Source organism: Neptuniibacter sp. QD48_11 (assembly GCF_047778095.1).
Lineage (GTDB): Bacteria > Pseudomonadota > Gammaproteobacteria > Pseudomonadales > Balneatricaceae > Neptuniibacter.
In genome coordinates, this window is the sequence record NZ_CP180551.1 from 280,144 (window position 1) to 295,139 (window position 14,996).

A 14,996-nucleotide genomic window follows, 5' to 3' on the forward strand; every position below is an offset into this window, starting at 1 on the left:
ATAGGCTGCCATCTAAGTTTGCAGTCTAACGTACTAAGATAGGGCTTTAAATCACTCTTGCCGTGTAATGTTCAGATGGATGAATATTTGGCTTTTGTGCCGATTAAGCCTACAGTAGCCGTAATAGACCTAATCATTGAAAACTGCTTGTAGACTGACTGTGAACGACGACACTAAACAATACGTCAATTGGTTCCGCCACTCCTCTCCTTATATCAATGCGCATCGGGGTAACACCTTTGTGCTGATGTTGAGTGGGGAAGCCGTTGCTGATCCTAATTTTGCCAACATCGTGCATGATATCGCCTTGCTGAATAGCTTAGGTGTGCGCTTGATTTTGGTCTATGGGTCGCGACCACAGGTCGAAGAACAGCTGGCACAAAAGCAGTTAACGACACGTTTGCATCATCACCTTCGCGTGACCGATCAAGAAACCCTTACTTGTGTGATTCAAGCTTCCGCTATTGTGCGGGCAGAAATTGAAGCGAGATTGTCTTTGGGTTTGCCTAATACGCCGATGGCAGGTGCGCGCATTAAGGTTGTTTCTGGCAACTTTGTGACAGCCAAGCCCGTTGGTGTGCTGGACGGCGTCGATATGGCTCATACCGGTGAAGTGCGTCGTCTAGATCATGATGCTATTACCCAGCAGTTGGATGATGGCAATATCGTTCTGCTTTCTCATTTAGGTTACTCGCCAACAGGTGAAGTTTTTAACTTATCTGTGGAGGATGTGGCGACAGCTGCCGCTAGTGCTTTAGATGCTGATAAGTTGATTTTGTTTGGTGCTGATCAAGGCGTTTTGGATAGCTCGGGCAAATTGCGTAGCGAATTGTTGACCCGCAAGGCTGAACGCTTGGTAGGGCAGTATCTATCGTCATTGGAAGATACAGACCAACCGCATACGGAAATGTCGCGTAATTTAGAAGCCGCAGTTGCTGCTTGCCGCAAGGGTGTGCGTCGTTGTCATCTTATCAGTTATAAAGAAGACGGTGCTCTGCTTGGCGAGTTATTTACCCGTGATGGTTCGGGTACTATGGTGCTACAGGATTCCTACGAGCAGCTTCGTTCTGCAACGATTGAAGATGTAGGTGCGGTGTTAGAGTTGATTCAACCTTTAGAGCAGGATGGCACGTTGGTAAGACGCTCGCGTGAAGTCTTAGAAAATGAGATCGAACGTTTCACGCTTATCGAACGCGATGGTGTAGTGATTGGTTGTGCTGCACTCTATCCGTTCCCAGACGATCAGATGGCAGAATTGGCTTGTGTGGTCGTTTCGCCAGAATATAAAGGGGCTGAGCGCGGCGATAAACTACTTAAAGCCATTGAACAGCAAGCGCAGCAGAGCAAACTTAAGCAGGTTTTTGTTCTGACAACTAAGACTGCCCACTGGTTTGTTGAGCGCGGGTTTATCGAAACCCCTGTGGATAAACTACCGGGTGAGAAGAAAGCGCTGTTTAATCTCCAGCGCAACTCCAAAGTGTTTATGCGTAATCTTTAACTCGGGAAGTGAATCACAAAGCAGGCTCCACCGAGTGGAGAGTCTTTAACTTCGATCTGCCCTTGGTAGCTACTGATAATATCGGTGGCTACCGATAAGCCAATCCCTTGTCCTTGAATTGACGTATCTAAGCGAGCGCCACGTTGCAAAATCACTTGGCGCATCTCTGGTGTTACTCCGGGGCCGTCATCACAGATGGTTATTTTTAACTCTCGATCAGATTGTGATGCAGAGATAGCAACCTGACTATGACCGTACTTAAACGCGTTTTCCATGATCATACCCAACACTTCCATGAGATCGCGTTCATCCCCAAAGAAGGTCAGGTTTTCTGATAAAGATGTTTCAGTAACAACATTTTTATTGCGATAGACTTTGCCAAGAGCCGAGAGCATTCGTTCTATGATGGGCTCAACAGGGACCGCTTTACCGAGAGGCTTGTTCTTGCTCTTCACTGCACGGCTCAACTGATACTGAACAATCTGATCCATGCGTTCTACTTGCTCAGATACCAGAGATTGATAGGTGTGCAGTTCGTGTTCTTCTAGCTCCGCGCCACGCATAACTGCGAGAGGTGTTTTTAGACTATGGGCAAGATCTCCCAAAGTATTGCGATAGCGTTCTCGCTGTTTGCGCTCACTCACAATCAAGCCGTTAAGGTTAGTGGTTACCGGTTCAACTTCATCAGGGTAAAGACCTTTTAGTTTCTCAGCTTTGCCGGCTTCAATCGCCTTGAGATCCTTGGCGAGTCGCCTTAACGGTGTTAAGCCCCAACTGAGGATGAAGGTTTGCGCCAATAGCGCGACGAGGAAAATGATGCCAAGCCAAGCCGTTAACTGTTGGTTATAAGCTTGGATATCGCGAATCACGAGATCATCTGATTCCATTACGGTAAACAGAAATGACTTTTCTTTGCCTGCCGTTTCCCAAATGATTCGAAGTTGGAATCGGTAGAGTTGCGCTTCCTCCAAATGCTCAAACCTAGGCTCTCCGGTGGTTAAGCCGCTGAGGTTAATTACTTGAGACAGCTGTGGGTCATCAAGAAGTACTGAGGAAAGAGAGCGCCAGAGGATATTGCCCTCTTGATCATGTATAGCGGCATATAGACCAGAATTAATTTGTTCGTAGCGAGGTTCTTGCAATCGTTCAGGGAAGAGAATGTGATCCTCTTTGAGTTCCACTGCACCGAGAAGCAGATAGACCTGTAGCTGCAAGCGGTCTTTCACCGAGTTTTCTAAACTGCTGTGGTAAGCCTTGCTCAAGGCTAATCCTGCAATAAGAAGAACGATTGGAAGAATGACTGCTGATGCAATCAACAGTCGCCCCTGCAATGACTGCAGGGGAGATCGAATATTCACGAACTATCCTTAGTCGTTTGGCTGATCAGTTGTGAGGGCGAAACGGTAGCCGAGCCCGCGTACGGTAGTGATCGGCTGTAACTCTTGATCAGGGTCCAGTTTCTGACGTAAACGACGGATAAATACTTCCAGTACATTACTGTCGCGGTCGAAGTCCTGGTGATACAAGTGTTCAGTTAACTCGCTCTTTGAAATGGTCTTGCCTGTATTTAATACCAAGTATTCGAAGGTGCGATACTCATAGCTTGTTAGCTTAACCGGTTCGCCGTTGCGGTAAACAACGCGGCCAGTGGTATCGATTTTGAGCGGGCCAAACTCAAGCACAGGTTTCGCGTGACCTGCTGCTCTGCGTAATAAAGCGTTTAGGCGTGCATGTAGCTCTTCCATATGGAAAGGTTTGACTAGGTAATCATCTGCACCTGCTTCTAAACCTTCTACTTTGTCTTGCCAGTCGCCGCGGGCGGTTAGAATGATAATCGGAAACTCTTTACCTTCTGCGCGCCATTTCTTGATGACATCAATCCCAGAAAGCTTTGGTAGACCAAGATCGACTATTGCGAGGTCGTATGGATATTCTTGGCCCATGTATAGTGCCTCTTCACCATCAGCAGTTTCTTCAACTGTATAGTTGTTACCCTCTAAGGCAGTCGTCAATTGGCGGCGTAGATCTGGATCGTCTTCAACAACAAGTAACTTCATTGTATTTAACTCCTTATTTGGGGGTAATCACGGCGCCGCTTTTGGCGTCAATCAAGATATCTTTAACATGACCCTCTTTAACGAGGCGTATTTTAAAAACGGCACGTCCTTTAAATTCAGTAGTCTCTGTTTTTATTACTTCACCACCGCTTGCTTCAATCGCGGCGGTCATGGCTTGTTTGAGTGTTAATGGCGAATCGTCTGCCATTGCCACTGGTGCTAGGCCAGTCATTAGGCTTAGTAACAATACAGCATATCGAATCTGCTGCTTGAGCATGTGGGAAAACCTCATTGGTGCAGGTCACTATTCAGATTACACAAACAATAGAATATTAAGCCTTAGTATCTGACTCTCGGAAGAATGCAGAATGGGCCGTTTTTTCGTTAATTTCTAAGTATCCCGTACTATGGAATGGATAGTAAATAGTTCGTGTGACCAGATAAATTACTTATATAAAGAATTTATAGCCTAGCTTACGGGCGTGAAACTGTATCGAGTGTGAATGGTATTCTGTGAGGAGGGCCTCCCCACAGAGTTTTCCCAGAGAGAAATCGAGATACTGGGAGTAGATCAGTCTTTCTTTTGTTTTTCTTTTAATTGTCTAACCGAAAGAATGACAAAGCGAACGTTGTAAGCCATACCGATCGCAAGCGCAATCGCAGCAGTAACAATAAATATTTGGCCTAGGGAAGGGATTTTGAAAAACCACCCCACCCACAAGCAGATAATGCTGATGATGGCGATCGGAACGCCTGATTTGATGAAGAGTTGCATCCACTTGTCAGAGCGAATCTCTTTTTTATCTAAGTTGGACATGATTAACCTCTAACACAACTAAGCTGCCAAGATTAGAGTGCGGGCTTCGACTCTGCAAGGGCTGGAACATGCATAATTTTAATCTATTGGTCGGATTAGCCTCGTGCATTTGGTAACGCATTTCGTGGTATATGCTGTTGCGAACAAAGCAATATTGGAACGACGGTTTTCGCAACGGTTCTGTTATACTCGATAGCTAAGCAAAATTATTACAAACAAGGGTCATTGAAATGCCACAATATCGCTCAAAGACATCGACGGCAGGTCGTAATATGGCGGGTGCACGTGCTTTATGGCGTGCAACAGGTATGAAGGATGAGGATTTCCACAAGCCAATTATTGCTGTGGCAAACTCATTTACTCAGTTTGTTCCAGGTCACGTACATCTGAAAGACATGGGACAGCTAGTTGCTCGCGAAATTGAAAAGGCGGGTGGTGTTGCTAAAGAATTCAATACTATCGCAGTCGATGATGGTATCGCGATGGGTCATGACGGCATGCTTTACTCTCTGCCATCGCGTGACATTATCGCTGACTCTGTTGAGTACATGGTAAATGCACACTGTGCAGATGCTATTGTTTGTATCTCTAACTGTGACAAAATCACACCGGGCATGTTGATGGCGTCTATGCGTCTGAATATCCCAGTAATCTTCGTTACTGGCGGCCCAATGGAAGCGGGGAAAACTAAACTAGCTGAGCACAAGCTAGATCTAGTTGACGCGATGGTACTTGCAGCAGATCCAAATGCATCTGACGAAGAAGTGGATGCAGTAGAGCGTTCTGCGTGTCCTACTTGTGGCTCTTGTTCTGGCATGTTCACAGCGAACTCTATGAACTGCTTGGCAGAGGCTCTAGGCCTTGCACTTCCTGGTAACGGTACTGTAGTTGCAACTCACGCTGATCGTGAAAACTTGTTCCTAGAAGCAGGTCGTACGATTGTAGATTTGGCTAAACGCTACTACGAGCAGGACGATGAATCAGTTCTACCTCGCTCTGTAGGCTTTAAAGCGTTTGAAAACTGCATCACGCTTGATATCGCTATGGGCGGATCAACAAATACGATCCTTCACTTGTTGGCTATCGCTCAGGAAGCTGAGATCGATTTCACCATGGATGATATTGATCGTTTATCCCGTGTAGTGCCTCAGCTATGTAAAGTGGCGCCAAATACTCCTGATTACCACATTGAAGATGTTCACCGTGCTGGTGGCATTATGGGGATTTTGGGTGAGCTTGATCGTGCCGGTAAGCTACACACAGACGTTCCAACGGTTCATGCTCCGACAATGAAAGATGCACTGGATAAGTGGGATATCATGCGTAACCCAACTCCTGAAGTATTGGAGTTTTATCGTGCTGGTCCTGCGGGCATCCCAACTCAGACAGCATTTAGCCAATCTACTCGCTGGCCAACACTAGATGGTGACCGTGAGAATGGTTGTATCCGTTCATTAGAGAATGCGTTCTCTTTGGAAGGTGGTCTTGCTGTATTGAAAGGTAACATCGCGCTAGACGGCTGTGTGGTTAAATCTGCTGGTGTAGATGAGTCTATCCTTGTATTCGAAGGCCCTGCACACATTACAGAATCTCAAGATGAAGCGGTTCAGAATATTCTTGATGATAAAGTAGTAGCGGGCGAAGTTGTTATCGTACGTTACGAAGGCCCTAAAGGCGGTCCGGGTATGCAAGAGATGCTTTACCCAACGTCGTACATCAAGTCTAAAGGTCTAGGTAAAGCCTGTGCATTGCTGACTGATGGTCGTTTCTCTGGTGGTACTTCTGGTCTGTCGATAGGCCACGTTTCTCCAGAAGCTGCAGCGGGTGGTGCAATCGGTCTAGTTCGTAACGGCGATATTATCCGTATCGATATCCCTAACCGCACAATCGATGTGTTGCTTTCCGATGAAGAGCTAGCAGAACGCCGTGCAGAGCAGGATAAGCTAGGCTGGAAGCCAGTTGAACCTCGTCCGCGTAAGGTTTCTGCTGCACTGAAAGCATTCGGTATGTTGGCAACATCAGCTGATAAAGGTGCTGTTAGAGATCTATCTAAACTGGAAGAGCTGTTCTAAATAGGCGTAGCTTTTCTAGATTTATAAAAAGGCAGCCTTGGCTGCCTTTTTTGTGTCTAACTAGATGTAATAAATGTTCTTAGCTAAAAAAGAATTAGTTGAGAAAGCTAGTGCCTGCTTGCCACAGTAATCGTAATGCTAGAATTGTAATAACGGTTTTGAAAAGCATTTTAAACTGCTTCTCTGGGATGCGATGGAGCATTTTTAGCCCGAGCCAAGTGCCTACCATTCCCCCTAAAATCATCAGTACGATCAATGGTAACCACTGCCAGAAAGCAAATCCCACAAAAGAAAACACAAATATCTTGAGTAAGTGCTGCATGCTCATGCAGGTGGCGAAATTAGCTGTGCTGCTGTGCTTGTCGTAATTTTGCCTATGTACCAAGCCTGCTACTAGAGGACCTGTTGCGCCGACAAATATGGATGCGAAGGTTGTACCTGCACCAGCGACGACGAGGCCATTTCTGCTCATCTGATGCGGACCGGGTTTTGGTCCCCAGACTAGAAAAAGAATAAATAGGGCAACGGAAATTTGGATAAACGTCAGTGGTAGCTGTACTACGATGAGTGAGGCGAGTGCCGAGCCAATTAGAGCGCCCATACTAAAGCAAATCACCATCTCCCAGTCGATATGCTGTCGAGTGACAATTGCACGATTACCATTGGAGCCTAGCTGCACAAGGCCATGAACCGGTATCAGTGCTGAAGCGGGTAGAAAAGAGGCAAGAATTACTAGAAGTAGAACACCGCCACCGATCCCCATAGCAGCAGTAATAAATGAAGTCCCTGCTGCCGCAAAAATTAGCAGCAGGGTGAGTTCGATATTCTCAATAATAGGCACGAATGAGCCAGTTATTTATCACTTAACGATTGCATTACTTGTTGTGACCAATTCAAACTGTGTCGGTAGGCAACTTCATAATATTGTTGATCCAGTAAGAGGTCAATCTGCTCAAAATTGCCATCCTCGTATTTGCTAACCTGTTCTAAAATCTGACCAAGTTGACCTTCGTAACTAATTAGTGCCGCTTTAACGTCATTCTGTAAAGGCACTTGTTCTAGTAATTCAGGCAACTCCATATCCAACAAAACATCCAGTTTTGAAAATAGTCCTGTTATAAAATTATTGATAGGTTGGTCTCGGCCAAGCATCTCTGCAAGCAGTTCACACATTCGGCCGCGGATAAGCATACTGCGAGTTAATTCGACAGGTTTCTCTTGAGTATCTGTTACGAGGAACAAGCTAACCCATTTACGGATTTGTTCAAAACCAAGTAGGCTAATTGCGTGGGAGAGGGATTCTATTTCACGATTAAGGTTAAAGGCAGCTGAATTTACAACTCTTAAGATCCTATAGGTCAGTAAAGGGTCATTAATGACTAGCTGCTCTACAGATTGAGCTGTGGCTGTTGGGCTTTGAAGCTCAACCATCATCTGTAAAAGGAGCATCTTACTGCTACCCAATTTTTTTCCTTTAACTGGTTCGGGTTTGCTTAAGAAGTATCCTTGGAAAAGAGAAAAGCCAAGTTCATAGCATTTTCTGAACTCTTCTTGTGTTTCAACTTTATCCGCTAAGAGCTCTAAATGGTAAGGGCGAAGTTTCTTAACTAGTTCGGGAATAGATTCTGTGGAAATAGATTGGATATCTATCTTAAGAATGTGGACTAAATTCAAAAGAGGATCAAACTTAGTGTCTGGCTTGTAATCTGAGAGAGCAAGTCTGTAACCCAATTGATTAAGTTCTCTTACTCTTTCTATAAATTCTGGAGAAATCTCAGAATGGCTCAGCACTTCAAGTACAAAGTGTTCCTTGGGAAGTTCTGGAAAATGCTCAGACATGATGGTTTTGTCTGTTAGCTTAATATAGCAAGGTAGAGATCTGACTTCCCCTTCCTGACATATGCTAGCGTATGTATTTAGAATGACCGAAGAGGTTGCTAAGTGATCGCTAAACTTGCGTTCAGTTGCTTCATCATCCCCTCTATATAGTAGGGCATACGCAACAACATCCTGGCTTTTATTAAAAACAGGTTGTCTTGCTAGTAATAGATCTAATGACTCTTCAGTATCGATTTCGCCGCTCATTGTCCTCTCCGAACCTCTGAGTTGTTTCTGAGGCTTATTTTATTAGGAATCCGCGTGATTGTAGAAAAGAAAGCATATGAGGGCGAGCCTCTTTTTGTAGCATCCCTGAAATCTGTTCGCTCCAAGTCATATCCTTTTGACCGCCAGTACGACTCCTGTAATACGCTTGAACATCTTGGTCGTATGCGGCAATAAGCTCTTGATCTTGGCTGTCATCGTATCGGTCATGTTTCAGCACGACATCCAATGGTAAACGAGGTTTCACTTCAGGGTCTTGATCAGGGTCACCAATGCACATGCCAAATACAGGGTAGACCAGTTCTGGTAGGTTTAATGCGTCAGATACTAGATCAATCTTAGTCCGCAAACCGCCAATATAAACCACGCCGAGATTTTCGGATTCTGCTGCAATGGCAACATTTTGCGCAAATAAGCCGCAATCGACTGTGGCAGTAATAAACTGTTCGGTAAATCCAGATAGCATATCCGCTTCGTGCATATCGCAACTTAGTTGATGACGTTTCATATCTGCACAGAAAACTAGGAAAGTTGGTGCTTCTTTTACATAGGTCTGATTGCCCGCCCATTCCGCTAGTGAAGCACGCTTGTCTGGATCATTAACTTGGATGACGGTGCAAGCCTGAATAAAGCTTGAAGTTGCAGCTGCTTGACCTGCTTGAACAAAACGGTTGATCTGTTCTTGGCTCACCGGTTTATCAGTGAACTTTCGAATAGAACGATGTGCGTTAAGAAGTTGGATAACCTGATTCATAGCAGCCCTTTAATAAAAACTTAAAGCTTGAGTTGTATCACAGCCTTGGTTTTAGCAGAAGGGCGGTAGCGGATTAACTTTAGCTATGGTTTGGAATATGTTTTCCTTGAACTATCGCGTTAAGCTTAGGTCTATCAATCAGTTAGGGAATTTAAATAAGGGTTACTCCTGTATATGAGCAAAGCCTTCACGCTATTAATCTTTTGTAAGCAGCCTCGTATTGGGCAGGGTAAACAACGCATCGCGGCCTCATTAGGTGCTGAAACAACTTTTGAGATTGCCAAGGCTTTGTTGCAGTGTGCAATCGAGGATGCTGATGCGTGGTCGGGTAGGGTTGTACTATCACCTGCGTCTGTTGATGAAGTTGAGTGGGCAGAGGGATTACTGGACCGTGAGCACGTTCAAGTGATTCCACAGCCATCGGGTAATCTTGGCGAAAGGATCAATACAGTTGATCAATGTTTGAGAGAGCAAGGTCATCAAAATATAGTGACTATCGGAACTGATGCACCGATTTTAACCTTAGATCTTCTTCAGCAGGTTTGCCATAAGATGGCTGATTATGATGTTGTTTGCAGTAAGGCCGATGACGGAGGTGTCACAGTGATGGCTTCAGGGGTTGCATGGCCGGATATCGAAGCTCTGCCTTGGAGTACTGAGCATTTAGCGCAAGGGCTTGAAGAGTGTTGTTTAGGTGCCGGGCTGTCAGTGGGCTATATCGCACCGACTTATGATATTGATCTTGAAGCAGATCTGGTGCGATTGATCGAGGATCTTAAATCGGACCAGCGGATAGCAAGGCAAGCATTACTGCAGTTGATTACGCCTATAGTGAATAACAGGATGGTTACAAGTTAGGAATAAACAGGTCATTTATGCAGCGTATCCATACGGAAAATTGGTATAAGACCCCGCAAGGTGAGGAGCGGGGCTATATCGATCCTTTTACATTACGTGAATTATGGTTTCACACTGGCACCGCATGCAATTTGCAGTGCCCCTTTTGCTTAGAAGGTTCAGCTCCAGGCGATAACCGTTTGGAATTGGTTAAGTTTGAGGATGTGAAGCCTTATATCGATGAAGCTCTGGAGCTCGGTGTTGAACAGTTTTCATTTACCGGAGGCGAGCCATTTCTCGCTAAACAACTGATCAAAATTTTGGCGTACGCCTCCCAGTTTAGACCCTGCCTTGTGTTAACCAATGGTACGGAAGCCATCCAAAAACGGATGGCAGAAGTTGCGACATTAAACGAGTCGAACTATCCCGTGAGTTTTCGGGTAAGCCTAGATAAGCCTACAGCAGCAGAACATGATGCGGGGCGCGGTGAGGGTAATTTTGTTAGCGCCCTTAACGGCCTAAAGCAGCTATATGATCTAGGGTTTCATATATCTGTCGCTCGGCATATGGATAAAGAGGAAGATAAAGCGTCGGTTGATGAAGCATTTAAAACACTCTTTGTTGAATACGGTTTACCTCGCGATCTTAACTTGGTCGCATTCCCTGACTTTGCCACACCGGGGAGCCTTCCTCAGGTGCCTCAGGTAACTACAGCATGTATGACCACCTACCAAACGGAAGAGAGCCGTAAAGATTTTATGTGCGCTTTTAGCAAAATGGTGGTGAAGAAAAATGGTCAGATGCGCGTCTATGCTTGTACGTTGGTGGATGATGACGAAGAGTACGATTTGGGCGGTAGCTTAAGAGAAAGTTTAGAGCACCGAGTAAGCATGAAGCATCATCGCTGTTATAGCTGTTTTGCTTACGGTGCGTCTTGTAGTGAAGGATAAGGAGCGAGTGTGTTAGGAATCATTGGTGGTACAGGTATATATCAGTTAGAAGGGCTAGAAGTTATGGGGGAGCATGAGATAGAGACGCCTTTCGGTTCCCCTTCGGCCCCTATTCTGCAAGGCCGGATGGGTGAAAGAGATCTGTTTTTTTTACCACGTCACGGTCGTCGTCATGAGTTACTGCCCTCGGAAGTAAATTATCGTGCAAATATCTGGGCTCTAAAGAAGCTTGGTGTGACGCAGGTAATCGGTTTATCTGCTGTCGGCAGTTTGCAAGAAGAGATAAAGCCGGGTGATCTATCGTTGCCGGATCAGTACTTTGATTTTGTAAAAGGTAATCGCGAGAAGAGCTTTTTTGGAAATGGTTTAGCAGCCCATGTTTCCACTGCCGAGCCCACCTCAAAACCTCTAGCTGATGCGCTGGAAAAAGCGGGTGAATCGGTAGGTATTTCCCTGCATCGAAATAAAACTTATGGCTGTGTAGATGGGCCGCGATTAGGTACTAGAGCCGAAAGCTTCTTCTTGCGAGGCGCTGCGGGTTGTGACTTAGTTGGGATGACCAATGTGCCAGAGGTTTTTTTAGCAAAAGAAGCGCAGATCAGTTATTGCACTATCGCTATAGCGACCGATTATGATTGCTGGATGGATGATCCTGCGCATCATGTCAGTGTGGAGCAGGTGATTGCCCGTTATGGTGCAAGTTTAGAAAAAGCAAAGGCAGTTCTCGCCGCCTTTATTAATAGCCCAGAAGAAGCGTTTGAGTGTGCTAGTCGAAGCAGTTTGGCATCTGCTGTATTAACGCCGCGCGACAGCTTGAACCAATCCCAGAAAGAGCTGTTGGAACTGCTGAGTGCCTAAGCCTTTCCTCTCCGTCATTATTCCTGTGGGGCCTATAGAAACAGAGGTCCCGCAGGGATTGTTGCACGACTTACAACACCTTCCTGACGGCGCTGAGTTGATTTTTGTTGTTTGTAAACAAGAGCAACTGGGATTAGCTCAGAGTTGCACTTCTCTATCAAATTTTTCGGTAAAGTGGTTTTGTACTGAGCCTGGTCGAGCCATACAGATGAACCGCGGAGCAAAAGAGGCTGGGGGGCAGTATCTTTGGTTTCTTCACTTAGATAGTCGATTCGAAAGCGGCTTAGTTTCCAACTTATTGGGTAATCTAAAGCGTTATCCTGAACGTCTGCATTATTGTTCACTGGCTTTTATTTCTGATGGGCCTTCTACTATGTCTATCAATGCGCTTGGTGCAAACCTAAGGTCACGGCTTTTAGGGGTGCCCTTTGGCGATCAGGGGTTTTTAATCTCAAAGCCCTTATTTGAACAGGTAGGAGGGTATCCAGAGGCTGCCGCTTATGGCGAAGATCACTTGTTCGTTTGGTATGTGCGTCAGCAAGGCATAAAACTGAAATGTTGTGCAGTTCCTTTATCTACCAGTGCGCGAAAATATGAAGATAAAGGCTGGTTTAAAATAACCTGCCTTTATCAGAGGTTATGGTTAAAACAGGCTTGGCCTGAGTTTATCAAATTAGTAAAACAGCGTTACTTTTGACCGCGTTCCCAGCGGTGGAATTTAGCTACCCAGTCCAGTAATTTTTGCGGAGCGTTGGCTCGCTTCCATTCACCTGCAGCGTACTTGTTAGCTTCGCTCATGGTTGGATAAATATGAATGGTACCTAGGATTTTGTTAAAGCCTAAGCCATGCTTCATGGCGGTGACAAATTCGGTGATAAGTTCGCCCGCATGAGGCCCCACGATGGTAGCCCCAAGAATTTTATCTTTGCCCGGTACCGTTAGTACCTTAACCTTACCGTGATTGTCACTGTCTGCTATTGCTCTATCTAATTCTTCAAGATCAAAGCTGGTGACTTCGTAAGCGATATTCTGTTCTTTAGCTTCTAACTCGTTCAAACCCACACGTGCGACTTCTGGATCGGTGAAAGTTGCAGCGGGGATTACCGAGTAGTCCACTTTAAACTTCTTGAACCGACCGAACAGAGCATTTACTGCTGCATACCAAGCTTGATGAGCTGCAGCGTGCGTGAACTGGTACGGACCTGCTACATCACCACAAGCATAGATATTCGGGTATTTTGTTTGTAAGTACTCGTTTACTTCTAGAGTTCCGTCAGCTTTGGTTTGTATGTCTAAATTTTCTAAGCCAAAGCCGTTCACATTAGCTTGTCGCCCTGTCGCTACCAATAGCTGATCGAAGGGGATCTCTTCCATCTGGCCTTTATATTCGCAAACAAGGTACTTGCTTCCCTCTCGTTCTACAAACTCCAACATTTTGCGATTGCCTAATACATTGATGCCTTCCTGATCAAAGCGCTGACTAACCCAGTCAGAGATGTCTTTGTCCTCTTTGGGCATAATGTGATCGCCACGTAAAACGATGCTCACTTCAGAACCAAAACGAGCAAAACATTGACTTAATTCGCAGCCTATTGGGCCGCCGCCGAGCACTAACAGTCGTTTCGGTAATTCGCGTATCTGCCAAAGGTTATCTGAGGTCAGTGGCTGCATGGCTTCTATGTTTTTGATCGCTGGGATACGTGGTCTAGCGCCTGTAGCAATGACAATATTCTTGGTCGTAATGATCTCTCCATTTACGACCACTTCATAGGGATTAAGAATGGTTGCATTGCCAGTTACGCAATCGACGCCTAATCCTGTATAGCGTTCAATCGAGTCATGAGGTTCCACTTGTTCAACGACTTTGGATACTCGCTCCATAACATCAGCGAAATTGAACTTCACCTCGCTGTGCTCAATGCCGTATTCCTGACTACGTTTACTATCCGCTACAAAGCGAGCGGAACGAATCAGAGCTTTTGAGGGTACACAGCCGGTATTTAGGCAGTCGCCTCCCATCTTATGCTTTTCAACCAAACTGACTTTGGCTTTTACTGCTGCTGCAATGTAAGAGGTGACTAGTCCGGCAGAACCAGCTCCTATAACAACGATATTAGTGTCGAATGTAGAAGGCTTTTGAATACCGGCATAAACCTGCTTTGCTTTAAGTAGATCGATCACTTTCTTGGCAATCAGTGGGAATAAACCTAATAAAGTAAATGACAGTAGGATCCCTGGAGACAAAATGCCTGAGAGAGATTCTAACTGACCTAGTTGTGTACCTGCGTTCACATAAACGGCAGTCCCAGCCAGCATGCCTACCTGGCTTACCCAATAGAATGTCCAGGTCTTGATTGGGGTTAGGCCCATACCTAGATTGATCATAAAGAAGGGGAAGATCGGCACTAATCTCAAGGTAAAGAGGTAGAAAGCACCTTCTTTCTCCATACCCGCATTGAAAGACTGTAACTGCTTACCAAAGCGGTTTTGAATGCTTTCCCGAAATAGAAAGCGGGAACATAGAAAAGCTAAGGTTGCACCGATGGTACTGGCAAAGGATATGATAAGTAAGCCGGTAACGAGCCCAAATAGTGCACCGCCAATCAGCGTCATAATAGCAGCACCGGGCAAAGAAAGCCCTGTAACGAGCACGTACAGTCCAAAGAAAATCGCTACTGTCTTGATTGGATTCTCAGCGTAATACTGTTCGAAGCTCGTTTGATTACTTTTGATAAAGTCCAAATTTAAGTATTGGGCCAGATCAAATATAAAGAAGGCCGCAATTGCACTTAGGATAACGAGGAGTAGAGGTAGCTTTTTCATCAATAATATCTACTTAAATTCAGAAGCTTCTAGGACAGAGATAAAATAGGAAAGTTTCATTTTCCTTAGGGAGCCTACGAATAAGCCTAATACTTTCTCAGTGGGTTATAAAACGACCAGATACGCGAAAGCCAGCGCAGTGAAATGTCTAGACCTTTTCAAGTTGGCTGACAAAGTAGATGGTCGTTTTAGATCCCACCCTGCGGGGCTTACGGAGCAACTGAATC

Annotated in this window: 14 protein-coding genes; 6 read left to right on the forward strand and 8 right to left on the reverse strand. The window is 45.4% G+C overall.

The window, feature by feature from the left end:
• Positions 1 to 160 precede the first annotated feature (160 nt).
• On the forward strand, positions 161 to 1,498 hold the full coding sequence (gene argA, locus ACMXYU_RS01255; protein ID WP_415899840.1) for an amino-acid N-acetyltransferase: 1,338 nt from the start codon (positions 161 to 163) through the stop codon (positions 1,496 to 1,498).
• Here argA and ACMXYU_RS01260 read toward each other — a convergent pair.
• From ACMXYU_RS01260 to ACMXYU_RS01275, 4 genes are all read right to left on the reverse strand, one after another.
• Positions 1,495 to 2,856 (reverse strand): ATP-binding protein, encoded by a 1,362-nt coding sequence (locus ACMXYU_RS01260; protein ID WP_415899841.1) that lies wholly within the window; start codon positions 2,854 to 2,856, stop codon positions 1,495 to 1,497. The two genes, argA and ACMXYU_RS01260, sit on opposite strands and share 4 nt — an antisense overlap.
• 9 nt (positions 2,857 to 2,865) lie before the next feature.
• Positions 2,866 to 3,555 carry a response regulator transcription factor gene (locus ACMXYU_RS01265; protein ID WP_415899842.1) on the reverse strand — a complete coding sequence of 230 codons (690 nt, stop codon included), beginning with the start codon at positions 3,553 to 3,555 and terminating at the stop codon, positions 2,866 to 2,868.
• 13 nt (positions 3,556 to 3,568) lie between these two features.
• Positions 3,569 to 3,832, reverse strand: a complete 264-nt coding sequence (locus ACMXYU_RS01270) for a PepSY domain-containing protein (RefSeq protein ID WP_415883179.1) — start codon at positions 3,830 to 3,832, stop codon at positions 3,569 to 3,571.
• Between the two features lie 294 nt (positions 3,833 to 4,126).
• Positions 4,127 to 4,372: a hypothetical protein gene (locus ACMXYU_RS01275; RefSeq protein ID WP_415883180.1), complete on the reverse strand. Its 246-nt coding sequence runs from the start codon at positions 4,370 to 4,372 to the stop codon at positions 4,127 to 4,129.
• 230 nt (positions 4,373 to 4,602) lie between these two features.
• On the opposite strand from ACMXYU_RS01275, the gene ilvD reads away from it, so the two are divergent.
• On the forward strand, positions 4,603 to 6,444 hold the full coding sequence (ilvD, locus tag ACMXYU_RS01280; RefSeq protein ID WP_415899843.1) for a dihydroxy-acid dehydratase: 1,842 nt from the start codon (positions 4,603 to 4,605) through the stop codon (positions 6,442 to 6,444).
• Between the two features lie 94 nt (positions 6,445 to 6,538).
• On the opposite strand, the gene ACMXYU_RS01285 is transcribed toward ilvD, so the two are convergent.
• The 3 genes from ACMXYU_RS01285 to nfsA are packed head-to-tail and all read right to left on the reverse strand — an operon-like array spanning position 6,539 to position 9,301.
• Positions 6,539 to 7,285, reverse strand: coding sequence for a sulfite exporter TauE/SafE family protein (locus tag ACMXYU_RS01285; RefSeq protein ID WP_415899844.1), 747 nt, complete (start codon positions 7,283 to 7,285; stop codon positions 6,539 to 6,541).
• A gap of 11 nt (positions 7,286 to 7,296) precedes the next feature.
• On the reverse strand, positions 7,297 to 8,529 hold the full coding sequence (locus ACMXYU_RS01290) for an EAL and HDOD domain-containing protein (RefSeq protein WP_415899845.1): 1,233 nt from the start codon (positions 8,527 to 8,529) through the stop codon (positions 7,297 to 7,299).
• Between the two features lie 34 nt (positions 8,530 to 8,563).
• Positions 8,564 to 9,301, reverse strand: a complete 738-nt coding sequence (gene nfsA / locus ACMXYU_RS01295) for an oxygen-insensitive NADPH nitroreductase (RefSeq protein ID WP_415899846.1) — start codon at positions 9,299 to 9,301, stop codon at positions 8,564 to 8,566.
• A gap of 174 nt (positions 9,302 to 9,475) precedes the next feature.
• Between nfsA and ACMXYU_RS01300 the strand changes: the two genes are divergently transcribed.
• The 4 genes from ACMXYU_RS01300 to ACMXYU_RS01315 are packed head-to-tail and all read left to right on the forward strand — an operon-like array spanning position 9,476 to position 12,643.
• Positions 9,476 to 10,159 carry a TIGR04282 family arsenosugar biosynthesis glycosyltransferase gene (locus tag ACMXYU_RS01300; protein ID WP_415899847.1) on the forward strand — a complete coding sequence of 228 codons (684 nt, stop codon included), beginning with the start codon at positions 9,476 to 9,478 and terminating at the stop codon, positions 10,157 to 10,159.
• A 17-nt stretch (positions 10,160 to 10,176) separates the two neighbouring features.
• A complete protein-coding gene (locus tag ACMXYU_RS01305) occupies positions 10,177 to 11,088 on the forward strand; it encodes a radical SAM protein (protein ID WP_415899848.1) in 912 nt (303 codons plus the stop codon).
• Between the two features lie 9 nt (positions 11,089 to 11,097).
• Complete coding sequence (locus ACMXYU_RS01310; RefSeq protein WP_415899849.1) at positions 11,098 to 11,946, forward strand: MTAP family purine nucleoside phosphorylase; 849 nt, start codon at positions 11,098 to 11,100, stop codon at positions 11,944 to 11,946.
• Positions 11,939 to 12,643, forward strand: coding sequence for a hypothetical protein (locus tag ACMXYU_RS01315; protein WP_415899850.1), 705 nt, complete (start codon positions 11,939 to 11,941; stop codon positions 12,641 to 12,643). The genes ACMXYU_RS01310 and ACMXYU_RS01315 overlap by 8 nt, the downstream gene beginning before the upstream one ends.
• Here ACMXYU_RS01315 and lpdA read toward each other — a convergent pair.
• Positions 12,634 to 14,769: a dihydrolipoyl dehydrogenase gene (gene lpdA / locus ACMXYU_RS01320; protein WP_415899851.1), complete on the reverse strand. Its 2,136-nt coding sequence runs from the start codon at positions 14,767 to 14,769 to the stop codon at positions 12,634 to 12,636. The two genes, ACMXYU_RS01315 and lpdA, sit on opposite strands and share 10 nt — an antisense overlap.
• Positions 14,770 to 14,996: the final 227 nt, after the last annotated feature.